This is a genomic window from Nitrosopumilus piranensis (genome assembly GCF_000875775.1).
GTDB lineage: Archaea > Thermoproteota > Nitrososphaeria > Nitrososphaerales > Nitrosopumilaceae > Nitrosopumilus > Nitrosopumilus piranensis.
Genome location: NZ_CP010868.1, coordinates 860738 through 885904 on the forward strand (window position 1 = coordinate 860738; position 25167 = coordinate 885904).

General features: G+C 35.5%; 29 protein-coding genes. 20 read left to right on the forward strand and 9 right to left on the reverse strand.

Annotated features, from left to right (window positions below; genetic code table 11):
- The first annotated feature begins 44 nt into the window (after positions 1 to 44).
- A complete protein-coding gene (locus NPIRD3C_RS05035) occupies positions 45 to 668 on the forward strand; it encodes a hypothetical protein (RefSeq protein WP_237087750.1) in 624 nt (207 codons plus the stop codon).
- 84 nt (positions 669 to 752) lie between these two features.
- On the opposite strand, the gene NPIRD3C_RS05040 is transcribed toward NPIRD3C_RS05035, so the two are convergent.
- A complete protein-coding gene (locus NPIRD3C_RS05040) occupies positions 753 to 1235 on the reverse strand; it encodes a MarR family winged helix-turn-helix transcriptional regulator (protein ID WP_160272871.1) in 483 nt (160 codons plus the stop codon).
- 152 nt (positions 1236 to 1387) lie between these two features.
- Here NPIRD3C_RS05040 and NPIRD3C_RS05045 point away from each other — a divergent pair, with 152 nt between their 5' ends.
- Both NPIRD3C_RS05045 and NPIRD3C_RS05050 read left to right on the forward strand, forming a co-directional pair.
- On the forward strand, positions 1388 to 3397 hold the full coding sequence (locus NPIRD3C_RS05045) for a hypothetical protein (protein ID WP_148703120.1): 2010 nt from the start codon (positions 1388 to 1390) through the stop codon (positions 3395 to 3397).
- Between the two features lie 241 nt (positions 3398 to 3638).
- Complete coding sequence (locus NPIRD3C_RS05050; protein WP_148703121.1) at positions 3639 to 3839, forward strand: hypothetical protein; 201 nt, start codon at positions 3639 to 3641, stop codon at positions 3837 to 3839.
- Between the two features lie 189 nt (positions 3840 to 4028).
- Here the strand turns inward: NPIRD3C_RS05050 and NPIRD3C_RS05055 are convergent, their stop codons facing one another.
- Entirely contained in the window at positions 4029 to 5189 is a 1161-nt protein-coding gene (locus NPIRD3C_RS05055; RefSeq protein ID WP_148703122.1) for a TrmB family transcriptional regulator, read from the reverse strand.
- Positions 5190 to 5346: 157 nt separating this feature from the next.
- Between NPIRD3C_RS05055 and NPIRD3C_RS05060 the strand changes: the two genes are divergently transcribed.
- From NPIRD3C_RS05060 to carB, 5 genes are all read left to right on the forward strand, one after another.
- On the forward strand, positions 5347 to 5904 hold the full coding sequence (locus NPIRD3C_RS05060) for a hypothetical protein (RefSeq protein WP_237087602.1): 558 nt from the start codon (positions 5347 to 5349) through the stop codon (positions 5902 to 5904).
- On the forward strand, positions 5901 to 6392 hold the full coding sequence (locus NPIRD3C_RS05065) for a hypothetical protein (protein ID WP_148703123.1): 492 nt from the start codon (positions 5901 to 5903) through the stop codon (positions 6390 to 6392). Before NPIRD3C_RS05060 ends, NPIRD3C_RS05065 begins: the two co-directional genes overlap by 4 nt.
- Before the next feature lie 9 nt (positions 6393 to 6401).
- The gene (locus NPIRD3C_RS05070; protein ID WP_148703124.1) at positions 6402 to 7595 is read left to right on the forward strand and encodes an AAA family ATPase; all 1194 of its coding nucleotides are present in this window, start codon (positions 6402 to 6404) and stop codon (positions 7593 to 7595) included.
- Positions 7596 to 7697: 102 nt separating this feature from the next.
- The gene (gene carA / locus NPIRD3C_RS05075; protein WP_182127039.1) at positions 7698 to 8819 is read left to right on the forward strand and encodes a glutamine-hydrolyzing carbamoyl-phosphate synthase small subunit; all 1122 of its coding nucleotides are present in this window, start codon (positions 7698 to 7700) and stop codon (positions 8817 to 8819) included.
- A 4-nt stretch (positions 8820 to 8823) separates the two neighbouring features.
- Complete coding sequence (carB, locus tag NPIRD3C_RS05080; RefSeq protein WP_148703126.1) at positions 8824 to 12069, forward strand: carbamoyl-phosphate synthase (glutamine-hydrolyzing) large subunit; 3246 nt, start codon at positions 8824 to 8826, stop codon at positions 12067 to 12069.
- Here the strand turns inward: carB and NPIRD3C_RS05085 are convergent.
- On the reverse strand, positions 12064 to 12813 hold the full coding sequence (locus NPIRD3C_RS05085) for a metallophosphoesterase (RefSeq protein ID WP_148703127.1): 750 nt from the start codon (positions 12811 to 12813) through the stop codon (positions 12064 to 12066). The two genes, carB and NPIRD3C_RS05085, sit on opposite strands and share 6 nt — an antisense overlap.
- A gap of 34 nt (positions 12814 to 12847) precedes the next feature.
- Between NPIRD3C_RS05085 and NPIRD3C_RS05090 the strand changes: the two genes are divergently transcribed.
- Both NPIRD3C_RS05090 and NPIRD3C_RS05095 read left to right on the forward strand, forming a co-directional pair.
- Positions 12848 to 13150 carry a hypothetical protein gene (locus NPIRD3C_RS05090; RefSeq protein WP_148703128.1) on the forward strand — a complete coding sequence of 101 codons (303 nt, stop codon included), beginning with the start codon at positions 12848 to 12850 and terminating at the stop codon, positions 13148 to 13150.
- A gap of 48 nt (positions 13151 to 13198) precedes the next feature.
- Positions 13199 to 13450, forward strand: a complete 252-nt coding sequence (locus NPIRD3C_RS05095) for a hypothetical protein (RefSeq protein WP_148703129.1) — start codon at positions 13199 to 13201, stop codon at positions 13448 to 13450.
- Between the two features lie 2 nt (positions 13451 to 13452).
- Here the strand turns inward: NPIRD3C_RS05095 and NPIRD3C_RS05100 are convergent, their stop codons facing one another.
- On the reverse strand, positions 13453 to 13752 hold the full coding sequence (locus NPIRD3C_RS05100) for a hypothetical protein (protein ID WP_148703130.1): 300 nt from the start codon (positions 13750 to 13752) through the stop codon (positions 13453 to 13455).
- An 89-nt stretch (positions 13753 to 13841) separates the two neighbouring features.
- Here NPIRD3C_RS05100 and NPIRD3C_RS05105 point away from each other — a divergent pair, with 89 nt between their 5' ends.
- Genes NPIRD3C_RS05105 through lsrF form a run of 3 tightly spaced genes read left to right on the forward strand, consistent with a single transcriptional unit; the run spans position 13842 to position 16278 of the window.
- The gene (locus tag NPIRD3C_RS05105) at positions 13842 to 14135 is read left to right on the forward strand and encodes a V-type ATP synthase subunit F (protein WP_148703131.1); all 294 of its coding nucleotides are present in this window, start codon (positions 13842 to 13844) and stop codon (positions 14133 to 14135) included.
- A 41-nt stretch (positions 14136 to 14176) separates the two neighbouring features.
- Positions 14177 to 15205: a zinc-dependent dehydrogenase gene (locus tag NPIRD3C_RS05110; protein ID WP_148703132.1), complete on the forward strand. Its 1029-nt coding sequence runs from the start codon at positions 14177 to 14179 to the stop codon at positions 15203 to 15205.
- A gap of 38 nt (positions 15206 to 15243) precedes the next feature.
- Positions 15244 to 16278 carry a 3-hydroxy-5-phosphonooxypentane-2,4-dione thiolase gene (gene lsrF / locus NPIRD3C_RS05115; RefSeq protein ID WP_148703133.1) on the forward strand — a complete coding sequence of 345 codons (1035 nt, stop codon included), beginning with the start codon at positions 15244 to 15246 and terminating at the stop codon, positions 16276 to 16278.
- Position 16279: 1 nt separating this feature from the next.
- Here lsrF and NPIRD3C_RS05120 read toward each other — a convergent pair whose 3' ends face one another.
- Positions 16280 to 16684, reverse strand: a complete 405-nt coding sequence (locus tag NPIRD3C_RS05120) for a YybH family protein (RefSeq protein WP_148703134.1) — start codon at positions 16682 to 16684, stop codon at positions 16280 to 16282.
- Between the two features lie 227 nt (positions 16685 to 16911).
- On the opposite strand from NPIRD3C_RS05120, the gene ilvB reads away from it, so the two are divergent.
- The 5 genes from ilvB to NPIRD3C_RS10450 all read left to right on the forward strand — a co-directional run bounded on the left by ilvB (position 16912) and on the right by NPIRD3C_RS10450 (position 21929).
- Positions 16912 to 18609: a biosynthetic-type acetolactate synthase large subunit gene (gene ilvB, locus NPIRD3C_RS05125; protein ID WP_237087605.1), complete on the forward strand. Its 1698-nt coding sequence runs from the start codon at positions 16912 to 16914 to the stop codon at positions 18607 to 18609.
- 8 nt (positions 18610 to 18617) lie between these two features.
- Complete coding sequence (gene ilvN, locus NPIRD3C_RS05130; RefSeq protein WP_148703136.1) at positions 18618 to 19103, forward strand: acetolactate synthase small subunit; 486 nt, start codon at positions 18618 to 18620, stop codon at positions 19101 to 19103.
- Positions 19100 to 20611, forward strand: a complete 1512-nt coding sequence (locus NPIRD3C_RS05135) for a 2-isopropylmalate synthase (RefSeq protein ID WP_148703137.1) — start codon at positions 19100 to 19102, stop codon at positions 20609 to 20611. The genes ilvN and NPIRD3C_RS05135 overlap by 4 nt, the downstream gene beginning before the upstream one ends.
- Before the next feature lie 36 nt (positions 20612 to 20647).
- Positions 20648 to 21661 (forward strand): isocitrate/isopropylmalate dehydrogenase family protein, encoded by a 1014-nt coding sequence (locus NPIRD3C_RS05140; protein WP_148703138.1) that lies wholly within the window; start codon positions 20648 to 20650, stop codon positions 21659 to 21661.
- A 109-nt stretch (positions 21662 to 21770) separates the two neighbouring features.
- Positions 21771 to 21929: a hypothetical protein gene (locus tag NPIRD3C_RS10450; RefSeq protein WP_160272874.1), complete on the forward strand. Its 159-nt coding sequence runs from the start codon at positions 21771 to 21773 to the stop codon at positions 21927 to 21929.
- Positions 21930 to 22078: 149 nt separating this feature from the next.
- Here the strand turns inward: NPIRD3C_RS10450 and NPIRD3C_RS05145 are convergent, their stop codons facing one another.
- On the reverse strand, positions 22079 to 22354 hold the full coding sequence (locus tag NPIRD3C_RS05145) for a hypothetical protein (RefSeq protein ID WP_148703139.1): 276 nt from the start codon (positions 22352 to 22354) through the stop codon (positions 22079 to 22081).
- 162 nt (positions 22355 to 22516) lie between these two features.
- On the opposite strand from NPIRD3C_RS05145, the gene NPIRD3C_RS10975 reads away from it, so the two are divergent.
- Positions 22517 to 22648 (forward strand): hypothetical protein, encoded by a 132-nt coding sequence (locus tag NPIRD3C_RS10975; RefSeq protein ID WP_255464675.1) that lies wholly within the window; start codon positions 22517 to 22519, stop codon positions 22646 to 22648.
- A gap of 1 nt (position 22649) precedes the next feature.
- On the opposite strand, the gene NPIRD3C_RS05150 is transcribed toward NPIRD3C_RS10975, so the two are convergent.
- Complete coding sequence (locus NPIRD3C_RS05150; RefSeq protein ID WP_148703140.1) at positions 22650 to 22895, reverse strand: hypothetical protein; 246 nt, start codon at positions 22893 to 22895, stop codon at positions 22650 to 22652.
- A 148-nt stretch (positions 22896 to 23043) separates the two neighbouring features.
- On the opposite strand from NPIRD3C_RS05150, the gene NPIRD3C_RS05155 reads away from it, so the two are divergent.
- On the forward strand, positions 23044 to 23229 hold the full coding sequence (locus NPIRD3C_RS05155) for a hypothetical protein (RefSeq protein ID WP_148703141.1): 186 nt from the start codon (positions 23044 to 23046) through the stop codon (positions 23227 to 23229).
- A gap of 66 nt (positions 23230 to 23295) precedes the next feature.
- Here NPIRD3C_RS05155 and aspS read toward each other — a convergent pair whose 3' ends face one another.
- Complete coding sequence (gene aspS / locus NPIRD3C_RS05160; RefSeq protein WP_148703142.1) at positions 23296 to 24582, reverse strand: aspartate--tRNA(Asn) ligase; 1287 nt, start codon at positions 24580 to 24582, stop codon at positions 23296 to 23298.
- Positions 24582 to 25100, reverse strand: coding sequence for a transcription elongation factor NusA (locus NPIRD3C_RS05165; RefSeq protein WP_148703143.1), 519 nt, complete (start codon positions 25098 to 25100; stop codon positions 24582 to 24584). The genes aspS and NPIRD3C_RS05165 overlap by 1 nt, the downstream gene beginning before the upstream one ends.
- Positions 25101 to 25167 lie beyond the last annotated feature (67 nt).

The window sequence follows — 25167 nt, forward strand, 5'->3', positions numbered from 1 at the left end:
AATTAAAGATTGTATAGATGGTACAAATTCATTTTATTGAAGTGGTGAGTTTTTTGGATTTTGCACGATTTGTTTGTGCATTCAGAGAATATCCTTTGAGAGTGTATGCTCACAAACTTTACGGCAAGATGGTGTTGTCTTGTAGGTTAGTTTTATCAAATTCAATTCTTGCGTTTTACACTGATTATGAAAAAGGAAGATATGTTGAATATGATCCAAAGGGTGGTAAGGAAACAGCAAAAATTGTCAATTCTATACAATCAAATTCTAACTATGCACCAATTGTTCATTTGGATTCTTTACCATTTCCAATAAAGTCGCACAAAAAAATTTCTGGCAAATTCAAAACCTCCAAAGTACTTGATTTGGGAAATCTTGCAAGACTCACATATGATCCTGAATGGCCTGATGACCCAAAGGTGACTCTGTTATGTTTCCCACGACGCAAAAAATGGATCATCGGATACATGTCTCTAATAGAATTAGATGAGGCTGTTTACTGCTTTTATTATGTGGAGTTAGACAAGGAACCTGATAAGCCGTTCATAAAATATTCGGGCCATAAAGGAGTTCCAGCACAATTCACAGATATTTTTCAGCACGGATATCCTTATCTTCCTGTTGTTAAATTGAAGAAAGGACATCCTATCTTTGGTTTAACGTCGTAGATTGAACCATTCTGATTAACCAATTTTTGCGTCTATTCTAGGGATAATTCTGATTTTAAAGTTCTTGAACATGTTTTTTGTAAATTATACTTTTACCAGAGTTTTTTGTGATTTGTTCTGAGGGTCTGTCCAAACATCCGGTTCAGTCTTTTCACCTTTTTTGATAATGAATGCATCTGCATTTGCGTTTATCTGCATCAATGTCTTTTTTGTAATCTCTAAATCTTTTTTAGATATCTTTTCTAGTCCAACATCTCTCATCTCAGATATGCAATCAATTATGGAATCTGTTGTTTTCTTGGCCTTGTCAGTTAGAAAAACTAAGTTATTTCTTCTGTCATTGGGGTCTGTTTTACGTACAATGTATCCCTCTTTTTCTAACTTGTCAATAATTGGAACCAATGTTGGTGCCTCTACAAACATCATATCTGCAAGCTGTTTTTGCGTAATTCCTTCTTTGATTGAAAGTCCTGTAATTGTCTTCCACTTTCCACCAGTCAGACCAAATCGTTCAGTCATTTCAATATCTGTTGCCCTCTCCCACGATTTTGCAGATCGTTTCATCATGAGCCCTATGCTATCTGTTAGATCTAATGTTTTCATTTACCTCTGACCTTGCCTATTTGACTAATCAAAACTATATTAGTTAATATATTATTCATTATAATTCTAATGATTAGTATCCTAATCTTTATTATCTACAGTATGACATGGGGTGTATGGGTCGTGTTTTGAAAAACAGGCACAAGATGCAACATGCGGCAAACACAAAATTTCTCATTTCAACAATATTTGCAGTATCTGTCACACTTTTGTTTGCTGGAAACTATGCATATGCACAGATATCAAATATTGATGAGCAAAACACGTTATCAGAAAACCTACAAAATGATCCAGTCGCACAAGATCTTCTCAAAAAAATAGAGCAAACCAAAAAGATGATTGAGGAATTGCAGCAAAAAGAATATGAACAAAATCAGGCACAAGAGCAATTAGAACAGATGCGCAACATGTCTCTTGAACGCCTTAGTCAAGATCTTCAAGAATGGGAAAGACTATGGGAAAAACACTCATCCAGAAATGCATTTGACAGTTTTGTGAACAAAAAACCTGACTATGTACAAGGAGTTTTTTGGGATCAGTTTGAGTTCAAAGAACAAAAAGTTACTGCAGGAAGAAATGCAATGAATCAAGTTCTAATGAACGGAGGAACTATACAAGATGCTAAAAAGGCATATCATAGCATGGCGTCTACTCCAAGAATTGAACTAATAGAAATGAATGCACAATTTAATGTCAAACATAATCTTGCAGACTATAACGAACAACAGGTATTCAACTCTACAGGCCAAATTCACATGTCATCTGTAACCAAGTCAAAACTATCTGAATTTTATGGCGACTATAGATTACAACCAAATTATATTTTGGCAAATTCTGATGATTACGTATCTCCTAAAGTTGATTCACAAATCAATGCAGACACTTCTTGCGATGATGGTTTTGTATTGGTTTCTCGAATTGTATCTCAGACATTCTCTTGTATTGATGAGTCTATTGCAAAAAAATGGGCTGAAAACAAAGTAAGTGGAATAATATTTCATGATGACAACATTTCAAGTAATGGTTATGCATCAAGTATAGAAACAAACCCCGAAACAAAATGTGATGTCGGGTATGCTGTAGTGTATGACCTTCTATCCTCAGAATATCGATGTGTTTTGGAGGCAGATTCCAAAGAAATGATGCAAAATGGTACTGCAGAAATACACACGATTGCAGAATATGCCGTAAATAAGGACAAGAAAAAAATCCTTGAGGATGAGATATATGCTATAAACCAAAAGATCTTGCAATTCAACGCTGAATATGACCTTGAAAAGAAGCAATTAGAGACAAAATACGATAACAAACTTGAAAATGAGCAGTTGCTGTCAAAACAAAAGATGCATGATCTCATCAATGATTATAAGAATGGTGAGGATATCTCCAAAAAGGATCTGACAAAAGCAATTTCAGAAATAAGAAACAATTTTGATATTGTTGAAAAGAAAATACTGGATGAAAAATTAAACGCATTGCATGCAATTGAATTGGAACTAAAAGAAGCTATATCAAAGGTAGTAAAGGGACATGAAAAGAATTCTGATCTTTATGTTGATTGGGATTATCTGGAATCTGAAACAGTGTCAGAAACAATTCCTGAGAATTCGCTTGCACCTGTTGTCAAAGTATCTTTCTTAGAACAAAATACCTCTGATGAAATACGTCTTGATGACATTGGAATCGTAAACTCTATTGGCCAAAAATTCGATGAAATCAAGATTGATCAAGTTCTGCAAGTCTCTGCAGACATTACAAATTACGATGACACCCTGCAGGACTTTGTATATGTGGTTGAAATAAAAAATGCTTCAAACAATGTTGTTCAGCCTGCAAAATGGATGACTGGTTCATTAAATCCTGATCAGACTCTTAATGTTGGATTGTCGTGGATTCCAAATGAAACTGGCAATTTCAAGGCAATCATTTCTGTTGGTTCTGAGATTGATTCTGTTTCGCAAATAGCAGACATTGAGATTGATGTGACTTCACAAGACAATATTCATGATGGCGACTATTGCAAAACTGGATATGATTTGCTTTTCAAGTATGTTGATAATTCTCCAATATGTGTGTCGTCTGATATTGCGTTCAAACTGATAAACGTAGGATTAGCATTTGCATAAACAACATCTTTTACGAAAACAATTTGTGATAGAAAATGAAAACTAAATACAAAATAATTATGGCATCTCGATTCCACTAGTGCTTTTTGGAATTTTTGTTCTTATAGCAATTAATGTAAGCAATATGCTTGAAGATTCTGAAAGATGGGTGATTGAACTAGAACCTGATCTTGATTTATCTGATGCTTAACTGGAATCACAAATAAAAAACGAAGATCTTAAAGAACTCTGCCTTTATAGAGTGCAAACTCTTGAAGATTATTTTGAATCATTGACCCCTAATTTTGAGCGACAGTCTAAGACTGTAATTGATGCCGAACATAGATTTGTTATCTATATCGACGAAAACTCTGGATATTCTGAGCAACAAATACAAGAAATTTTTACAGATATTGCTGAAATCCAGGAAGATTGGATTCTTTATGACTGGTTATTGCGTTGAAATTCCGCCTTTCTGCGTCAATTTTTAACCCCAAAACGGTATCTTCATTTCTTCCTATGCATAAAATAATGAGGGACTTGAACTAATTTGGAAGTCACCTCGAAGGGATATGTAATTTGGTTTAAGACTTTTACAACTGAAAATTATTTCATGATGGAATTTAGTGACATTTTGGAAGAGATTGGAATGCTAGTTTTTACTTATTTTGATGTGGACTTTTTCACCTTTGCTTAAATTATTCTGGAAAATAGTTCTAGTTGTGTAGCCTTGTTTTTGTAGACATCTATCCAACACTGAAACCCATGGAAGAGAATGTCCGCTATTTGTCTTTGATTCTACTGTAATGTTTTTTGTATTTGCCTCAAAGTTCACATGCCCTGAACATGTGATTTGTAATACTGCATCAATTATCTCAATTACATCATCAAGTGATTTTGATTTTAAAGACACACCGTTCTTTTCTAATAATCTAAATAAATCAAATTCAGGTTTTTTTGACAACATTGTGGCATTTAGTATGTGTGTTAATCCTGACTCGTTTACTGTCTTTATAATTTTGTAGATTTCTTGGGCTTCTGTTTTTGTCATATCTGCAAGTGCTTTTGTTTTTGTAGAATTTCTCCAAATATGAGAAAATAATTTTTCTTGATTTACTCCAAGAATATCTGTTGATGAAAACACTGCGCCTTTTCCATTATCGTTGTTTATCATTAGTAATTCTGTTTCATCAAAGACAAAACAATTTTGTGTAATGTCTGATGCTCTAATTTCTACTCCGTCTGGAATTGCTCTGTATGATTCTGAGCAAATTTGTGTTGGAGCAACCAGTACTTTGACATCCAAGTTTCTACGTAATACTGATACCAGTTGTTCTCTACATTCTGCTAATAATCCAAAACCCCACTGATCTGCCATGATTTTGATTGAGGACTTGCTTCCTTCAATCATAGTTTGAAGTTGTGATAGTGCATTGTTTGCACTAATGTGAAAGTATCTCTTCTCCTCTGAGCCTCTTGATTTCCTGCTTTCTTCACTTGCTTTTTTAAGATTTGAGACCAGTGTGTTCATTGCATTTACTTTGTTGATTTGCTCGTGGATAATTCCATCAAATGCGTCTTCAGGGGCAATAGCAGTACACATTATTGGCTTGCTTTTTGAAATTATTGCTAGCTTCTTGTTTTCTAGTTTTAGCAAAGTTGGATAAATCTTGGTTCTTGGAATCTCAGAATAATATGACAATTCTCCTGCTGAAATAGTGCCTTTGGCAATTAGTGCTACGTATGCCTGGGCTTCATATTTGCTCAAACCAAATTCTTCAAGGCTAACTGTTAATGAGTGCTCATTGACCATAATTATGATTGATTTGTTATTAGGTAAAATTGAGAGCTAAATTCCTTTACACAAATACTCAAAAAAAATCAAAATTGTATCTCCGGGTAGGTGTAACTGTGGTTACTAAATTACCTGTGACATCGTCCTCATATACAAAATTAATCAAAGACACTCCATGTCAGTCAAATGTGTGGAGATGGATAATGAAAATATCTCTCATTCTGTTACTTTAACTCCTAGATTAGAATACTCTACTTTGTTACTTGATGAGATTGTAGATGTAATATCTCAAAAAAGGAATAACTTGAAACAATCAAACAAGGATTTGATATTTGATTTTGATGAGACTGATAAAACTCATCTACAATCAATTGAACTTGAACGTATTATGGCATTCTCTCTTGAGGTCTTGACTCTTGCAAAAAAGAAGACTAAAAGTATCACCAACGTCCAATCAATCCCTCAAGTTTTGCCTTCATCCATTCCACTAATTAGAACAATTAGCGCTCAACTCTATGAACTAATTCCTGATTGTAGTCAAAAACTATCCAAACTTTCTGTTCATTTGGGTAGTATAGTGCTAGATTCAGCAGCACTTACTCATGCAAGCTTTGATTTTAGTCAATCAAACATTGAATCATCAACTTTACTAGATGAAGTAAAATTGATGGTGGACTCTAAAATAAGTAAGCAGTATCCTAATGTTGATTTTTTTAAATTATCTAATACTTGAATGTGCTAAACTCTAAACGAGATTTTTTAAAGGATCTAGAACGCATAAAGTCACTTTCATCAAAACTTGATAAGAAAATCTCTGAGGTAAAGTCTTCTGATGATAAAAATATTGAAAAATTAACTCTAGAGGAATTGCAGGATTTGGATAAAATAGTTGGAATTGCCGATTTCATGTTAGTCAAATATGCTGACAAAAAAGAGATGCGCTCTATTCTCAAATATTTTGTATCTGTAATTTCTGAGGCCGCAGGCTCAATTGAGGATTTAGATGATGAGATTTCTGAATTGATTATGTCTGCTGAGGATTCAATCAGTAAGGTTAAGGGCATTCATGTTGATATCTCAGAAAAATCTGATTTTAAGAAAAAATACCGTGATGGGCCTGACTATGATGAACATGAAACGAGTGCAATTAATTTAACCAATTTTGCTACAGAGATTAACACAGTAGGATACCAACAAAATTCTCAAAGGGATACTGCGTAGGTAATTGAGATGAGTATGGCCCCACAAGAACTAGAAAACACTGCTAGCAAATATGCCTCTGAGGCTATCAAATTTGATTCGCAAGGTGCCCGTGGAATGGCAATCACTCATTATCAGCAGGCAATTGATGCACTGGTAAAACTATTGCAATTATATCCTAATAGTAAACTAAATCCAATTTACAAAGATAGATGCAACTCTTATCATAACAGAATTAATGCATTACAGCAGGCACACGGTGTAGAGCCTGCAGTTGATCCAAAAGCCTCTGATGAAGAACAAAAGAAATCTGTTCAGAGACAAGAAAATGAGAATGACTTTGAAGAACTAATCATGAAAGAAAAACCCGATGTAACTTGGGACCAAGTTATTGGTTTAGATGATGCAAAAAGTGCATTACGTGAATCAATCGTATATCCAACTAAACGACCTGACTTATTTCCACTTGGATGGCCAAAAGGAATGCTGCTTTATGGTCCTCCTGGAACAGGAAAAACAATGCTTGCAGCTGCTACTGCAAATGAAATGGATGGTTACTTTATCAATGTCGATGCATCTTCTATGATGAGCAAGTGGTTAGGCGAGGCAGAGAAAAATGTTTCAAAATTATTTTCAATGGCAAGACAATATGCCGAAAAAGAAGGCAAGCCTGTTATTTTGTTTGTAGATGAAGTTGATTCCCTATTAGGTTCAAGGAATAGTGAAGTTGGTGGAGAAGTTAGAACCAAAAATCAATTCCTAACTGAGATGGATGGTGTAAATGGTAAAGGAAAAGATTTGATGATGTATGTAATTGGTGCCACAAACAAACCTTGGAGTCTTGATTGGCCATTTCTTAGAAGATTCCAAAAGAGAATCTATGTATCATTACCAACACTGGCAGCAAGAGAAAATCTCTTTGAACAATATACTGCTAAACTAAACAAAGACTACAAAGTTAATCCAACTGAACTGGCAAAACTATTTGATGGATATAGTGCCAGTGATATCAAAGATATATGCCAAGCTGCCCAGATTAAAACAGTTCATGAGATTTTCAATGCACCTGATTACCATGAACCAGTAGAAGGAGAAGAACCAGTTCAACCAAGAGAGCTTACAACTGCTGATTTCAAAGATATTATGGCAAGAAGAAAACCAAGTGTTTCAACTGAAATGATTCGTGCATATCACAAATGGAGCGAGGAGTTCCAAGCACTATAGTCAAACTTTTTGCGATCAAAAATTATTATCTTTACTACGCATAAAACTTAAATTCACTTTCTTGCGGACTTTACGAGGGTCACAATAACTACAAAGAAATCAATCCACGCAAACAAGCATGGAAAGCTGATCTTTGATGATGGTACTGTTTTTGATGGTGTAGGATTTGGTTATTCAACGACTGTTTTTGGTGAAATTGTCTTTAACACTGGCATGGTTGGCTATACTGAAGCATTAACTGATCCCTCATACAATGGTCAAATCTTAACTTTGACTTATCCTCTTGTTGGAAATTACGGAGTTCCCGATCCAACTATTACTGATGATGATGGAATCCCAAAATTCTTTGAATCTGAACGAATCCAAATTCGCGGTCTTGTTGTACATGAACTCTCTCTTACTGCAAGTCATTGGAATCTCTCCATGACTCTTGATGAATGGATGTACAACGAAAAGGTTCCTGGAATCTCTGGAATAGATACACGTGCAATAACAAAAAAACTTCGAAGCAGCGGAGTAATGATGGCAGCACTTGTAGTATCTGATTCTGAAATTGACGTTGAACAAGTCAAAAAAGAATTGGCTTCTGCCACTCACTATAATTCTGAGCAATTTATGGATAAAGTTTCTACAAAGAAAGAGAAAATCTATGGAGATGGAAATGAGTCTGTAGTTGTAATTGACACTGGTGCAAAAAATGCAATTATTCGAAATGTCCGAAGCCTTGGCTACAAAGCAATTGTGGTTCCATGGGATACGCCTTATGAGAAAATAATGTCTTACAACCCCAAAGGAGTTGTTTTAAGCAGTGGTCCTGGGGATCCTCAAAAATGTCCTGCTACAATTGATACTGCCAAAAAATTAATTGAAAACAATGTTCCCACACTTGGAATTTGTTTAGGTGCACAAATTATTGGAATTGCTGGTAACACTGAAACTTACAAACTAAAGTATGGTCATAGAGGACAAAACAAACCTTGTATTAATTTAGAAACTAATCAGGTATATGTTACTAGTCAAAATCACGGTTATGGAATCAAACCTGAATCCCTAGAAAAATCTGATTTTAAATTATGGTTTACAAATGCAGATGATAAAACAGTAGAAGGAATAAAACACAAAAAACAAAATTGTGTTGCAGTACAGTTTCATCCTGAAGCTGCTCCTGGTCCCTTTGATTGCAAGTTTGTCTTTGAAGAATTAAAAGAACTAATGGAGGAATGAATAGTTGCCAAAAAATGAATCGTTAAAGAAAATCCTTGTACTGGGAAGTGGAGCTATCAAAATTGGAGAAGCCGGTGAATTTGATTATTCTGGAAGTCAATGTCTTAAAGCAATTCAAGAAGATGGAATCAAAAGTGTATTGATTAATCCAAACATTGCAACAATTCAAACAGATACAAGATTTGCAGACCAAGTGTATCTCTTACCTGTAACTCCAAAGTATGTAGAATCAATAATTGAAAAGGAAAGACCTGACGGAATCATGTTGGCATATGGGGGGCAGACTGCTCTTAATTGTGGTGTCAAGCTAGAGGAAGCTGGAATTCTCAAAAAATACGATGTAAGTGTTCTTGGAACTCAGGTACAAGGCATCAAAAATACTGAAGATAGGCAGCTTTTCAAAGATCAAATGAAAGAGGCAGGAGTCCCTGTACTCAAAAGTAAGACTGTAACAAACTTTGAGGATGCAAAAAAGATTGCAGAGGAATTATCTTATCCTGTAATAATTAGAGTAGCATACACACTTGGTGGGCGTGGTGGTGGAATTGCCCACAATGAGATTGAGCTGCATGAAATTGTAGAGCGTGGTCTTAAGGCCAGTCTGGTGGGTCAAGTTTTAATTGAAGAATACATTGGTCATTGGAAACAAATTGAATATGAGGTAATGCAAGATTATGATGGCAATAACGTAATTGTTTGTAATATGGAAAATGTCCTTTCAATGAAAGTTCACACTGGTGATAATATTGTGGTTGCACCATCACAGACAATTGATAATCATGAATATCACATGTTGCGCTCTGCAGCATTACGTGCAACAAAGCATGTTGGAATAGTTGGTGAATGTAACATCCAATATGCATTGGATTCTGATTCTGATAGATTTGTTGCAATTGAAATCAATCCACGTCTTTCACGTTCATCAGCTCTTGCAAGTAAAGCAACTGGGTATCCACTGGCATACATGTCTGCAAAGATTGGATTGGGTTACAATTTATCTGAACTTGTAAATCGTATTACAAAAAATACGACTGCATGTTTTGAACCCTCTCTTGATTATATTGTATGTAAACATCCGCGATGGGATTTTTCAAAGTTTGAACTAGTAAATAGAAAACTTGGAGTTACAATGAAATCTGTTGGTGAAGTAATGGCAGTTGGCAGAACCTTTGAAGAATCATTACAAAAGGCAATCAGAATGCTTGACATTGGAAATGACGGATTGGTTTTGAATCGTGTAAATGGTAAAACATACACTGAAGAAGAGATTGAAGATAAACTTTCACACCATGATGATCAAATATTATACAATGTTGCAATTGCGCTGAAGATGGGAATCTCTGTTGATAGGATCTATAAGCTGTCTGCAATTGATCCTTGGTTTATTGAAAAGATACAAAATATTGCAAATACAGAATCAAAACTCAAAGAATCAGAACTTGATGAATCTATGATGTGGGAAGCAAAGAAGATGGGTTTCTCAGACAAGCAAATTGCTAGAGTAAAGGACAAAACTCCTGACGAAGTGCGTAAAATGCGTAAAAAACTAGGCGTAATTCCCTCTGTCAAGCAAATTGATACCCTTGCAGCAGAGTGGCCTGCAGTTACAAACTATCTTTATCTAACTTATGGTGGAAACTCTCACGATGTAGAAGTTTCTCCTGATGAGAAAGGAATTCTAGTAGTTGGTGCGGGTCCATATAGAATTGGAAGTAGTGTGGAATTTGATTGGGGTACAGTCAACATGGTATGGGGGTTGCAAGAAAATGGTGAGAAAAATGTTTCAGTTGTCAACTGTAATCCTGAGACTGTTTCAACTGATTATGATATATGTACCAGATTATATTTTGAAGAATTAACTCAAGAAAGAATTCTTGATATTACAGAATTTGAAAATCCAAAAGGCGTAATCACTTGTGTTGGTGGACAGACTGCAAATAATCTGACTCCTGGTCTTGCACAACATGGAATTAACATTATGGGAACAAGTGCAATAGATGTTGATAGAGCTGAAGACCGCTCAAAGTTTAGTGCAGAGCTTGACAAACTACACATACAGCAACCAAAATGGCAAGCATTCTCAAATCTTAATGAAGCAAAAAACTTTGCACAAGAAGTTGGATTCCCTGTAATTGTTAGACCTTCATATGTTTTATCTGGAGCTGCAATGAAAGTTGTATGGTCTCAAGATGAACTCAAAACATATGTCAAGGATGCAACCGATGTCTCCCCTGATCATCCAGTTGTAATATCAAAATTCATGCTAAATTCCCTTGAAGTAGATGTTGATGGAATAAGTAATGGAAAAGAAGTTGTAATTGGTGCAATAGTTGAGCACATTGATTCAGCTGGTGTTCACTCTGGTGATGCAATGATGTGTATTCCTCCATGGCGTCTTAACAACAAAATTATTGAGACAATTAATGATTATACAAAAAAGATTGCATTAACATTTAATGTAAAAGGTCCATTTAACCTGCAATTTCTAATCCATGATAATCACGTTTATGTAATTGAGCTAAACATTAGGGCATCACGTTCTATGCCGTTTGTCTCAAAATTGGTAAAAACCAACTTGATTTCTCTTGCATCTAAGGCTATTTTGGGCAAACCCCTGCCTAAGATCCCTGAAAACAAGTGGCAAAAGATTCACAACTATGGAATCAAGGTACCACAGTTTTCATTTATGCAATTAGATGGTGCAGACATTGCATTAGGAGTTGAGATGCAGTCAACAGGAGAGGCTGCATGCTTTGGTGATAGCTTCTATGATGCATTATCAAAAGGGCTGACTTCTGTTGGATATAATCTCCCTGACAAGGGAACTGCACTTGTAACTGTTGGGGGTGCTATAAACAAGGAAAAACTATTGCCAACTATTGCAAAACTCAAACACTTGGGATTCAAGATTTTAGCAACAGAACACACTGCAGAATTCTTTGAAGAAAAGGTTGGTGATGTTGAGATAGTACACAAAATTTCAGAGCCAGAACGAAAACCAAACATTTCTGATTTGCTCTATGAGAAAAAGATTGACTTTATCATAAACATCCCAAGCACACTATCTTTGGAAAAATATGTTGGAATGCTTGATGATGAATATCAAATTCGAAGAAAGGCTTTGGAGCTTGGAATTCCAGTACTAACTACTATTGAGTTGGCAGATTCTTTTGTTAAGACACTAGAGTGGTTGCAAAACAATGAAACAACAAAAGACCCTATAGAACCATATGATCCAATTGAATCATAAAACTTGATCAATAATTGATTCATTACCAATAATTGTCCCATCAAGTGTAACAATTCTTGCTTTTCCTACTGATTTTATCTTGTCAACTATTGGGGATATTGATTTTTTGTATTTCTTTCTATGAGTTGCATAAAAGTACTTGTTAAATGAAGGAATTATTGTAATTTCTAATTCCCCTGACTTGTTTGGAAAAATTTCCTCTTTTTCTATTTTCATTGAAACCCAAACTCTTTGTCCATTTATTATGGAATCCTCTTGAAAGAAAACTGGGTGAACATGTCCCATGATAATTTTATCAATATGAGAGAAATTCTCTGATGGCATCGTATGGCCATGAGTCAGCAATACATTTTCCTCAACAATCCCAGTTGAACTAATCATAGTAATATTTTGAGGTATCAGTCTTGAAATATTTGCATCATGATTTCCAGGAACTAACACAACATCACACTTTTGACTAATTTTCTCAAAAAACAGTGGAACTTCCTCCCATTCATTTTTTGAGATGCTTTTGATACTTGATTTTACATCTCCTAGTAAAATTACTGAATCCGGCTTTTCTGCATCGATAATCTGAGACAATTCTTGGATTGTTTCATTTATTGTAGAATTTTTTCCAATGAAAATCTCATTTGATGTCATACTACTTTCAAATCCAATATGCATGTCTGTTACAACTATATGCTTTTTTTCTCCATCTAAAATTAATGCAGGTTTTGATGGAATGATTCTAGTTTGCAGCATCAAAGTTATACTGCAGATATCTGATTAAACCCTTGTGAACAAAGACCCTGATAGAATTGAATCTTTGGTTTCAGAAAAGCGTGTAAAACTTCATGTCTTTGAGCCTAGTCAAAGGAGAATTTGGACTGTAGTTGGAAAGGGTGAAGAACACTGGGTTGATCCTGATAGTCTCTACTGTTCGTGTCCTGGATTTTATTTTGGGAAGTTAAATGGAAAAGAGATTTGCTATCATTTGGATTCTGTAAAACTTGCAAAATCTAAAAATAAAGTTGAAGAAATTATTTTTTCTGATGATGAGTTTTCTGATTTTCTTTCAGGACTGCTTTCAGATTTATGATTACTTTTTGTTCGAATGTATTAATAACTAGAAACCTTATTGACAACTATGGATGAAGAACAACAAAATTCTGAAATTGAAAAAATTGCTAATCTAATGGTACATGATGGTATTTCTCCTGATGAACAAGATGCTGTCAAATTAGAAAAATACAAAAATATAGTCAAAGAAGATTGTAATCTAAATGATGAGGCTGCAATGAAGTTAGTTTATGAGACGTTGTTGTTTAGAAAATTAAAAAGTTCAGATTCAGGTGATCTTTTAGACAAAGGTTCTGATTTTGGTGCTGGATTTAGTTGAGTTTATCCTAGTGGAATAGAGTCTATATCTTCTTGTGAGACTCCTTTCCAAAGACCTATCATTCCCTCTGGCTCTACTTCTTCAACTTTGGTTATTTGTTGAATTTTGATTTGATCTGGTGTGGGTGGTCTCCATAACATTGCCATGTAATCTCCAACATTTCCTACTTTGTTTGGAGATGCCATTGTTATTTTCTCAGCTGGAAATCCTTTTGCAGTTAATGCATTAGTTGCTTTTTCTCTAAGATCCATTTTTCCATGTAAGAATAGATAGACATCTTTTTGAGTATCAATTTCTGCCATAAACTTACTGATTTTTTAAACTAAATCAACCTTTCCAGATCTGACCCCTTCCAAAAAGGGTTAAATTAGAATGGCCAAAAATTTAATTTGTGAAAATATTCACTGTAGGAAGCAAATCATTTGTAACTAGTTTTCAGTTAGCAGGAGTTCCAGGTATTATTTCTGAATCCCCTCAAAAGGCTCTAGATGATATTAGGAAACTAACTGATGATTCTGATGTGGGATTAGTTTTAGTTAGCGATGATATTACAGAATCTATCAATGATGAGTTGACTGCATTAAGAGCTGAAAAATCTACTTTGGTGTTTGCATTACCTGCTACAGGAAGTGAAAAATCTGAAGTTGATTACCGAGTAATGTTAAAGAAGATTCTTGGTGTTTGATCTTTTAATCTACTTATACTCAATTTTCTTATCAATCAATCATGAAAACTGCATCTGTTAAAGAACCATCAGTAATTTCTGTAAGTGAGACAGATAATCCTTCTTTAGGACCTGGTGATATTTTGGTTCAAATGCATGCATGTGGAATTTGTGGTTCTGATTTGGAAAAAGTATTTGGACAGTATGGCCAGCCCTCAATGCGTTTGGGTCATGAACCTGCAGGCATAGTTTTAGATGTTGGCTCTAATGTAACTGAATTCAAAAAGGGCGATAGGGTATTTACTCACCATCATGTTCCCTGTTATGATTGTCATTTTTGTTACCATGGAAATGAAACAATGTGTAAAAAATACTATGAAACCAATTTGTCTCCCTGTGGCTTGTCTGAACAATATGTTGTACCTGCATGGAATGTATCTCATGGTGGAGTTTTGAAAATATCTGATTCTACGAGTTTTGAGGAAGCTGCAATGATTGAACCCCTTGCATGTTGTGTAAGGGCATGGACAAAATTTCATTATCAGGAAGGAGACAGCACTGCAATCTTTGGAATAGGTCCTACTGGAATGATGCATGTTATGTTGGCTCATGCAAAAAAATTCTCAAAAATTTTCTGCTTTGATGTTAATAATTTTAGATTGGATTTTGCAAAAAAATTCAATATCACAGAATCTATTCATTCTACAGATGATACTCGCAAGCAAAAGATTCTAGAGCACACTGATGGGAGGGGTGTTGATGTTGCAATCGTTGCAACCAGTAGTCTCAAAGCACTTGAGGATGCAATTGATATGGTCAGAAAGGGTGGATCAGTAATGATGTTTGGTGTTCCTTCAAAAGGCGCAACAATGGATTTGGATATGAGTAAAATCTATTCAAAAGAAATTACGCTTGTTACCAGTTATGCTGCATCTGATAGTGATACCAAGGAGGCACTAAATCTTATAGAGTCATCACAAATTGATGTTAAGCAGCTAATCACTCACACTTATCCAATTATTGATACTCAAAAAGCATTTGATCATGCGCGAAGTGGTGAAAACGCAATGAAGATAATCATAACAAAATAAGAAAGGCTTAAGAAAGGCATTTTTAGATTCGAAAAGATATGGATTGGGGATTAAAAAATAGATTATCCAATATAATTAAACCACATAATAATCGCGCACTAATGTTGGCAGTTGATCATGGATATTTTTTGGGTCCTACTGAAAAATTAGAGAACCCAAAAAAAGTGATTGCTCCTTTGCTAAAACATTGTGATTCCTTGATGCTTACAAGAGGTGTTCAAAGAACATCAGTACCTGCAGAGACTGATACTCCTATGGTACTTCGAGTATCTGGCGGCTCTAGTATTATTGGTGAGGATTTATCTCAAGAAGACATTACAGTATCCATTCAAGACGCAATTAGACTAAATGCAAGTGCTCTTGCCATGTCTATCTTTGTTGGCTCTAAATATGAATACCAAACAGTTGTAAATCTTGGAAAGTTAGTAAGTGAGGCTGAGCAATATGGAATTCCTGTTTTGGCTGTAACTGCAGTTGGAAAGGAACTGGGCAAAGATGCTAGATATCTTTCATTGGCATGTAGAATGGCAGCTGAACAAGGTGCACACATTGTCAAGACTTACTATTGTGAAAATTTTGAAAAAGTAGTTGAATCATGTCCTGTTCCAATTATTGTTGCAGGTGGAAAGAAAATTCCAGAACGTGATGCATTGCAATTAACATACAATTCCATTAAAGGTGGAGCTGTTGGTGTTGATATGGGTAGAAACATTTGGCAATCTGATCATCCTGTTGCAATGATTAAAGCAGTTAGAGCAATTGTTCATCAAAATGCTAGTGTTGATCAGGCATTCAAATTGTACCAAAAGTTAACTAACGAAAAATCAAGCAAAAAACAAAAGTCCAAAGGCAACAAACCTAATCAGAACAAATCCAAAGGCAACAAACCTAATCAGAACAAATCCAAAGGCAACAAACCTAATCAGAACAAATCCAAAGGCAACAAACCTAATCAGAACAAATCCAAAGGCAACAAACCTAATCAGAACAAATCCAAAGGCAACAAACCTAATCAGAACAAATCCAAAGGCAACAAACCTAATTCAAGCAAACCACAATCTAAAAAGAACTGATTCATCCATTAATCTTTGATAGGTGAATGTGAGCAATTTTCCATGTTGGTTGTTTTACTAAAACAAAAGTAGCTCTTCCTTGAATTTCCATGTGTTCCCCAGTGAATGCTTTATTGTCAACTAACATTCCTTTTTGGTTTAATTCCATTGCAACAACTGCAGAATCTCCAAAAATACTGATCTTTGGCTTTTTAATTTCATAACTATAATCTGAAATACTAACAAACCTGAGTTCTTCTAATTCAATTGTATTTTGATAATCTTTTAGATCATATGGTGGTAAATCACTAAAACTTGAAAATTTTGGATCGTTTAGATGAATATCCTTGAGGACTGATGTGTCTTTTGTAATCCCTGCTTGAAATAATGTGTCTATTATTTTGATGATTTCTTCGCTATCTGACAAAAACAGTCATCTTCGAATATGAAAATAATCAGTTTAAGTCTTCTGCACAATTTTGGACAAAATCACGATTATTCTTTAGATAATCTTTATTAATTATAGATTGATTGATTTTTTGATTTCAATGAGCACAAGATTAACTGTAAAATTTGGCAAAGAATTGCCAGTTGTACTAACACTGTAAAGTGTGCTCAAAATTTTAACACATTAAAATTATGGAGAGAAATTTGATGAATAATATGGAAAATATGATTGGTGCAAAGGCCTTGATGACGGCAATGGAAAAAGAAGGCGTCAAACAAGTATTTGGTTTACCGGGAGGTGCGAATCTTCCAATGTATGATGAATTTGCTAGATGTAATATTAGACACATCTTGGCAAGACATGAGCAATCAGCAGCACACATGGCAGATGGCTTTGGCAGAGTAAGCAGAAAACCTGGAGTTTGCTTTGCCACTTCTGGACCTGGTGCTACTAACATACTTACTGGCATTGCAACTGCACAAGCTGATTCTGCACCAATGGTTGCAGTAACTGGACAAGTATCTGTAGCTATGATTGGAAAAGACGCATTTCAAGAAAGTGATATTATTGGAATGGCAAACCCTGTTGTAAAATATGCATTTCAACCAAGAGATGCTGCAGAAATTCCTGAAGTTGTAAAAAAGGGATTCTTTATTGCTGAAACCGGAAGACCTGGACCTGTTCTTATCGACATTCCAAAAGATGTCCAACAAAACGAAGCTGAGATGGTTTTCCCTGATGAATTTAAAATCCAAGGTTACCATCCATGGTCTGATCCTGACATTGTAAATGTAGAAAAAGCAATTGACATGTTGTTACATTCTCAAAAACCTGTTATCTTAGCTGGTGGTGGAGCTATCATATCTTCTGCATTTGCTGAATTACAAGCTGTTGCTGAAACATTAATGCTTCCTGTTGTAACTACTTTCAAAGGAAAAGGAGCTTTCCCTGAAAACCATCCTCTATCATTAGGTCCTATTGGAATGCATGGTCATGCAGAAGCTAACAAAATTATGACTGAAGCTGATTGTGTGTTGGCAATTGGTACTAGATTTTCAGACCGCTCTGTTGGAACCTTTGAAGAGTTTGAAAAAGGATTAAAGATTATTCATATGGATGTTGATCCTGCTGAAATTGGCAAAAACCAGACTGCGCAACTTGCAGTAGTTGGTGATGTTAGAGTCTCTCTTAGAATAATGGTAAAATTACTTTTGCAAAAAGCAATTAAAAAAACTGAAGAAACTCCCTGGGTAAAACATGTCAAAGAGACCAAAGCATACTGGCAAGAAAATCTCAAACTTCATCCAGGTGAGATGGGTGCAGCTAAAATTTTACGCAAACTCAGAGAACTACTTCCAAAAGAATCAATCATTACAACTGAAGTAGGACAGCACCAAATGTGGGCATCATTATTTTATGATGTAATACAACCTGGAACTTTCTTTAGCTCCACCGGACTTGGTACTATGGGTTGGGGATTTCCAGCTGCAATTGGTGCCAAAGTTGCAAGACCTGATGTTCCTGTTGTAGATATTGCAGGAGATGGAAGTTTTGCAATGACTGAAAACTCTCTTGCAACTGCAGTGCTAGAAGACATCCCAGTAATTGTATTTGTATTAAACAACTTTACATTGGGAATGGTAGCTCAGTGGCAGAGAACATTCTATGACAGAAGAATGATTGGTGTTGATCAAGGAAAATGCCCTGACTATGTAAAATTGGCACAATCATATGGTGCTCAAGGAATTAGGGCACAATCAATGGATGAACTTGACAAGGCAATCCGAGATGCATTAAGCAGCGATGTTGCAACAGTAATTGATATTCCAATTGATCCTGAAGAAGATGTATTGCCATTTGTAGCACCTGGAACTTCGCTTAAGGAAATGATCTTACCATCGTAGTGATTAGTATGTGGGCAATTCTTTCTATTCTAGTTGAAAACAAGCCTGGAATTTTGTTCAAGGTTACTCACTTGTTTCGTGCCAGAAACTTTAACATCGATAGTATCTCTGTAGGTGTTACTGAGAATCCTGATTATTCTAAAATGACTATTACCACATATGGTGATGAAAAGCAGGTAGACCAGATTGTAAAGCAACTTGATAAGATGATTGATACTGTAAAAGTAGAGCACTTAGATGAGCATAAAACTGTCTTTAGAGAACTTAGTATTTTTAAGATTAAACTAAGTAATGCTAATGATAGCATGGAGATTAACAAATTAGCAAATGCATATGGTGGCAAAGTACATGATGTCAAAAAGGACTCTATCATGGTAGAGTTGACTGCAACACCTGATCAAATCAAAGCATTTGAGGAATTGGCAAAACCATTTGGAATCATTGATGTTGCAAGGACTGGTGTTGCTGCATTGCAGAGGAGTGGCTCGTCCTGAAAATTAGAATATTTGATACGACATTAAGAGATGGAGAGCAGACAATCGGTGTATCATTATCTCCTGAACAAAAATTAACAATTGCAAAAAAACTTGATGAATTGGGAGTGGATGCAATTGAGGCAGGATTTCCAGTAATCTCTGAAGGTGAGTTAAAAGCAGTCAAGATGATAACATCTGCAGGATTATCATGTGAGATTGCAGGATTGACAAGAACTATCAAAAAAGATATTGATGCAGCAGTTGATGCTGGATTAAACTATATCCATACATTCATTGCAACATCTGATATTCATTTAGAGCACAAACTCCAGATGACAAGAGATCAAGCACTTGAAAAGGCAATCGAGGCAGTAGAATACGGAAAGTCACGTGGTCTTCAAGTGGAATTTTCAGCAGAAGATGCTTCTAGAACTGATAGAGAATTTTTGAAAAAAGTATTTGGTGAAGTTGCAAAAGCAGGAGCTGATAGAGTCAATATTCCTGACACAGTTGGATACTCTACACCTGAATACATGGCAGAAATTACAAGAGATACAATAGAGGCCACAAAACTTCCAGTCAGTGTTCACTGTCACAATGACTTTGGATTGGCAGTTGCAAACTCTTTGGCTGGAATTCATGCAGGCGCATCATGTGCACATGTTACGATTAATGGTATTGGTGAGAGGGCAGGCAATGCATCACTAGAAGAACTCTCCATGGCACTCAAATGCTTGCCCTATGAGCAAAAATATGAGACCAATATCAAATCTGAATTAATTTATGATACCTCTAGATTTATCTCAAAAACTGTTGGAATAATCGTTCAGCCAAACAAGGCAATCGTTGGAGCAAATGCATTTGGTCATGAATCTGGCATCCACACACATGGTGTATTGAGCAATCCCCTCACATACGAGCCAATTAGCCCTGAATTGGTTGGACGAAGGAGATGGCTTCAAGTTGGAAAACATGCAGGTGTTCATGGAATGAATGCAATGCTAGCAGAGTATGGGGTAAAACCAACTGAAGAACAATCAAAACAAATCTTAGACAAAGTTAAGGTAATTGGTGACCAGGGAAAACAACTTACTGATGTTGAATTGTTATCTATTGCAAGTGATGTTATGGGTGAACAAGAACTCAAAAGAATTGTCCAATTGACTGGCTTTTCTGTATCTACTGGAATTGGAACAATGCCTTATGCATTTGTAAAATTAAATGTAAATGGGGAAGATCATGTAGGAACTGATTATGGAGTAGGACCAGTTGATGCGGCATTAAATGCAATTCAAAAGATTACTGGAAAACTTTCAGAAATTCGAATCAAAGACTATGGGTTAGCATCAATTTCTGGTGGCTCTAGTGCATTATGTGAGGTTACAGTAAAAGTTGAAGATGCATTAGGAAACAAGGTTTCTGCAAAATCTGTTGGTGAGGATATTGTAACTACATCTGTCAAGGCAGTAATTGATGCCATTAATCGAATAATGCTCAAGAAACTACTCCAAGAAAAGCAGGTTTAACTAAATCCTAAAATTCTCTAATTATGAAGTGATACTATGTATAAAATCTCATTAATTACTGGTGATGGAATTGGTCCTGAGTTGTCTGAATCTGCAGTTTCTGTATTGAATACCATTAATGACAAACTTGATTTGAAATTTGACATTACAAAATTATCTGCTGGAGATGCTACCCTCAAGCAAACAGGAAAAGCACTTCCTGATGAAACTGTTAATTCCATAAAACAATCTGATGCATGTTTGAAGGCACCTGTTGGAGAGAGTGCAGCTGATGTTATTGTAGTTTTGAGAAGGATGCTTGATCTTTATGCCAATATACGCCCTGCAAAGTCATACCCGCACATGCCTGCATTGCGTGATGATATTGACATGGTTATAGTGCGAGAAAATACAGAAGATCTTTACACTGGAAAAGAATTTAGCTTGGGTGATTCTGCAGTAGCTTTGAGAATAATTTCAGAAAATGCTTCAAAGAGAATTGCAAAATATGCCTTTGAATCTGCCAAACAACGCGATTCTATGAGAAAAGTAACATGCGTTCATAAATCAAACGTGATGAGAGTAACAGATGGCTTGTTTGCCAGAGTATGTACTGAAGTCTCAAAAGATTATCCTGACATCGCATTTGAGCAAATGTATGTTGATGCATGCGCTATGAACTTGATTCGCCAACCCGAACAGTTTGATGTAATTGTTACAACCAATCTTTTTGGTGATATTTTGTCAGATGAATCATCACAAGTAGTTGGTGGTTTGGGAATGGCACCTGCTGCTAACATTGGTGACAACTTTGCATTGTTTGAACCTGTTCATGGGGCTGCATTTGATATTGCAGGACAAAACATTGCAAACCCCTCATCGTTTCTATTATCTATCAAATTGATGCTTGATTGGTTGGGGCAAAAACACAATGACACAAAATGCTTTGAGGTGGCAGAAAGATTGGAATCTACAATATTTGATTTAGTAAAAACAGGTGTTAAAACCAAAGATATTGGTGGGGATAAGACCACAACTGAATTTACATCTGAAATTACCAAAAATCTTTAATTCCAATTTTTGAAACTTTAGGTCTTTCTCTATATTCAGTATTTTTGAAAAAATATCCTGCGAATTTGTGACAAGTGTGAAACAATAATTACTGTTGATTCAACTCTCCATGGGATTGGAAAATTATGACGAAGAGGGTCTGCTCAAAGTCATAAAGCTATTTGAATTATCTGAGAAAATTACAAAACTTACTTGGAATTGGAATAATTATAATGATTCAGTAATGCAGGCCCATGAGTTAATGAGTCAGGGACAAACTTTTTGTTGAAATATCTGAATATGAGAACTGACTTGGCTCTCAACTTAGTGAATATCAGAAAAACAAAATTAACGAAGCGTGGAGAATTTAGGAAAACTTATTCCATGCATGAAAAATCAAATCAAACCTTCTGAAATCTTGGAAAAAAACTGATTAGCTTAGTCTTTTCTCTTCTTTAAATCTGATTTTGGTGGATTTAGCGACCAAAAAAACATCGCAAGACACACTGGAATCATAATTAGAACTGCTGCCACAACAGAGATTGCATAAAATCCTGAATCTAGTCCTGGTAGAAAGGGGCCTGGAAACACTGCATAAAACCACAAAAACCCTACAAAAATTAAAACAAGTCTATTCTTTCTAACAAGTTGTCTTACACTTAATTTCCTTTTGTGAATGTAGCATTCCTTACAACGTGTTCTGTCATCTATCATACATGATGTACAACAATTTCTTTCACAAAAGTAACAAATTCTGTCTCCAAAACCTGATCCACAAAAATCACATTTGTACACTAGATTAGATCCATCTCTTTAGATTTATCTCTTTTTCAAAAATTCCCAATTTTTATTAATCGCGTTTTTAATAAATTCTTGATGGCAAAATGCTGTATCTGTAAGATTGTTGAAGGCACACTCAAGATCAAAGACGGGAATCCAAAGTACAAAGGAAAGCCTATCTGTAAAGAATGCCAGGGTTATCGAAAATTATTACTAGAGACAAAATAATCTATTCAGATTTTGGCTTGTTTTTTTCTGCCCACTGCTCGTACATCTTGATTAATTCATCGACATCTTTTCCATTTTCAGAATATGTTACAATTACTCCGAAGTTTCCTTTCTTGTCGTGGCCTCTTGCAAAGTATCCCCAAAAAGAATCTGGCAGTTTTTGAAAACTACTTGAATCATGTGAAACGCCAATTAGATTATTTCCTATGACTTCTACTACTTTTTTGGCATCTTCTTGCTCTATCATGAACTTGTGTAATTCTATTACAATAAAAATCTGAATGATGTTAGTTATCTTTGACTGTAATCTGCCTACTTTGTCGTTAATTTCGTGTATTTGTTAGGGAATCTTGTAATTTGGAGGTTTTTAAGAGATAATGCCCTATGAGTAGTAGATGGTACTTTTATGGATAGGAGTTGCAGTGGGAATTTTAATAGCATTAATACTGATAGTTAAAGCAATTAAAACCTCTTCTCGTGATGTGCTTGGGGTGGATATGCATTGCAAAAAATGCGGTATCAAAATTAACGGGTTAAAATGTCCTAGGTGTGAAAAAAAATCAAAAACATTTGGAGTCTAGCAATTGGTCTCAAACTTGATATTTCAAATTCTTTTGTGTAGTTAATTTAAAACAAAATCAACTATTTTATGGACTTAGTCTGTCAGGATCTCTTGGATATAATACCACTTCACGGACATTATCAATTCCAATTAGTGTGGTCATCAATCTATCTAACCCCATACCCCATCCTGAATGTGGGGGCATTCCCCAATCAAAGGCTTTGAGATGATCAGTAAATTGTGCAGGATCCAAGTCTTGCTCTTTTAGTCTTGCCTTGAGCATCTCTGGATTGTGCAGTCTTGTCCCACCTGAGGATAACTCTAGGTATCCAAACTGCAAGTCAAATGAACGAGACAGTTCTGGGTCTTCATCCTTTTCTCTGATGTAAAATGGTTTTAGCTTCATTGGCCAGTCAGTCAAAAAGAAAAATCCTGGATGATTGTCTCCAATAATTCTAAGATGTGAGTCTAGTAAATCATCTCCAAATTCTACTTTTTCATCTGCACTCTTTAACTCCTCAATACATCGATTGTATGTGATTCTCTCAAATGGTGATTTTGGAACCTCTATAGTGTGACCAATAGTCTCTTGTTCTTTTTTACAATTCTCTGATGTATACTTGTAAACCTCCATTACTAGTGACTCTAAAACATCCATCACATCATTGTAATCCATAAACGCAGCCTCGATATCTATGCTGGTAAATTCACTAAGGTGTCTTCCTGTATGGGAGTTTTCTGCTCGATAAAAGTTTGAAATCTCAAATACCCTTTCCAAACCAATTGTCATCTGCTCTTTGTATAGTTGTGGGCTTTGTGCAAGATACGCCTTTTTTCCAAAGTATTCTAGAGAAAATAGATTTGCTCCTCCTTCACTTGCACTGCCAATAATCTTTGGTGTGGTTATCTCTATGAATTTTTTTCCTGTTAGCGTTTTTCGTAGTGATTGCAAAACATAATGTCTTAATTTAAAAATTGACGCAGTCTTTTGATTTCTCATATCTAGTGCGCGATGATTCAATCGTGTATCGATGTTGCTTTCCACTCTTCCAATAGGATCCACTGGTAGGGGGTGAATTGCCTTTCCTAGCACTTCAATTTCTTCAGCTTTAATTTCAAATGCAAAATCTCTTGCCTTTGTTTCTTGTACAATTCCTTTTACACTTACAACACTTTGACGATTAATCTCACCTAGATTATCATTTAATTCCCCTTTTACAATTACTTGGGAAATTCCTGACACATCACGTAGTGTGATAAATGACATCTTTCCTAACTTTCTCAAATCCTCAATCCATCCGCCCAAAACGACTTGCTTTCCAATTAACTCTGATGTCAGCTCTGAAATGTCATGAGTTTTTACAAAGACCATTATTTTCTACCTTTATCCTCAAATTCTATCTCAATGTCAAGGTTTCGGGCATTTTTAACAATTTCAACAACCTTTTGTGTGTCAATTGGAAATCTTGGTGTCCATTTACCTGATACGACTGCCTTTGTTTTTTGCACTCCTCCTGGTGCCCAGACTGAATTAATTGATAGAATTTTGGTTGGAAAGAATAAATCCTCTATGAATTTTTTATCTGTCTCATCTGCCTCAACTAGCCAAATCTTTCCCTTAAATTGATCCTGAAGGAGCCTGTATAGTGTCCTACTTTGCCTTATACTCATAATGTCATTTTTTGCCAAGGATAGGATAAAATTTCCCTGAAAATCTTTGCAAGAATATAATGTAAAGTTCTCAATCTCATTATTTGATTTTGCAATTTTTGCTAGAATAATTGATGCGTTTACATCTGCTTGAGTTATCTCTCCTGACTCTACTTTCTTTTCACATTGGGGGCATAGCACTGCATTTTTTGCATCAAAGCCACATATTGGTAATTTCATTTGAATCGCTTTTTACATTCTGATAGAGTTGTTTATATCCCTTAGTGCAAAACAAAAATTCTAGTTT

What these genes read in the sequence shown, in the direction of transcription:
- NPIRD3C_RS05040 (WP_160272871.1), bottom strand. Translation starts at nt 1,235, where the DNA reads ATGATGAAACGATCTGCAAAATCGTGGGAGAGGGCAACAGATATTGAA.
- NPIRD3C_RS05045 (WP_148703120.1), top strand. Translation starts at nt 1,388, where the DNA reads ATGGGTCGTGTTTTGAAAAACAGGCACAAGATGCAACATGCGGCAAAC.
- NPIRD3C_RS05055 (WP_148703122.1), bottom strand. Translation starts at nt 5,189, where the DNA reads ATGGTCAATGAGCACTCATTAACAGTTAGCCTTGAAGAATTTGGTTTG.
- NPIRD3C_RS05060 (WP_237087602.1), top strand. Translation starts at nt 5,347, where the DNA reads ATGTCAGTCAAATGTGTGGAGATGGATAATGAAAATATCTCTCATTCT.
- NPIRD3C_RS05070 (WP_148703124.1), top strand. Translation starts at nt 6,402, where the DNA reads ATGAGTATGGCCCCACAAGAACTAGAAAACACTGCTAGCAAATATGCC.
- NPIRD3C_RS05085 (WP_148703127.1), bottom strand. Translation starts at nt 12,813, where the DNA reads ATGCTGCAAACTAGAATCATTCCATCAAAACCTGCATTAATTTTAGAT.
- NPIRD3C_RS05095 (WP_148703129.1), top strand. Translation starts at nt 13,199, where the DNA reads ATGGATGAAGAACAACAAAATTCTGAAATTGAAAAAATTGCTAATCTA.
- NPIRD3C_RS05100 (WP_148703130.1), bottom strand. Translation starts at nt 13,752, where the DNA reads ATGGCAGAAATTGATACTCAAAAAGATGTCTATCTATTCTTACATGGA.
- NPIRD3C_RS05110 (WP_148703132.1), top strand. Translation starts at nt 14,177, where the DNA reads ATGAAAACTGCATCTGTTAAAGAACCATCAGTAATTTCTGTAAGTGAG.
- lsrF (WP_148703133.1), top strand. Translation starts at nt 15,244, where the DNA reads ATGGATTGGGGATTAAAAAATAGATTATCCAATATAATTAAACCACAT.
- ilvB (WP_237087605.1), top strand. Translation starts at nt 16,912, where the DNA reads ATGAATAATATGGAAAATATGATTGGTGCAAAGGCCTTGATGACGGCA.
- ilvN (WP_148703136.1), top strand. Translation starts at nt 18,618, where the DNA reads ATGTGGGCAATTCTTTCTATTCTAGTTGAAAACAAGCCTGGAATTTTG.
- NPIRD3C_RS05140 (WP_148703138.1), top strand. Translation starts at nt 20,648, where the DNA reads ATGTATAAAATCTCATTAATTACTGGTGATGGAATTGGTCCTGAGTTG.
- NPIRD3C_RS10450 (WP_160272874.1), top strand. Translation starts at nt 21,771, where the DNA reads ATGGGATTGGAAAATTATGACGAAGAGGGTCTGCTCAAAGTCATAAAG.
- NPIRD3C_RS05145 (WP_148703139.1), bottom strand. Translation starts at nt 22,354, where the DNA reads ATGATAGATGACAGAACACGTTGTAAGGAATGCTACATTCACAAAAGG.
- NPIRD3C_RS10975 (WP_255464675.1), top strand. Translation starts at nt 22,517, where the DNA reads ATGGCAAAATGCTGTATCTGTAAGATTGTTGAAGGCACACTCAAGATC.
- NPIRD3C_RS05150 (WP_148703140.1), bottom strand. Translation starts at nt 22,895, where the DNA reads ATGATAGAGCAAGAAGATGCCAAAAAAGTAGTAGAAGTCATAGGAAAT.
- NPIRD3C_RS05155 (WP_148703141.1), top strand. Translation starts at nt 23,044, where the DNA reads ATGGTACTTTTATGGATAGGAGTTGCAGTGGGAATTTTAATAGCATTA.
- aspS (WP_148703142.1), bottom strand. Translation starts at nt 24,582, where the DNA reads ATGGTCTTTGTAAAAACTCATGACATTTCAGAGCTGACATCAGAGTTA.
- NPIRD3C_RS05165 (WP_148703143.1), bottom strand. Translation starts at nt 25,100, where the DNA reads ATGAAATTACCAATATGTGGCTTTGATGCAAAAAATGCAGTGCTATGC.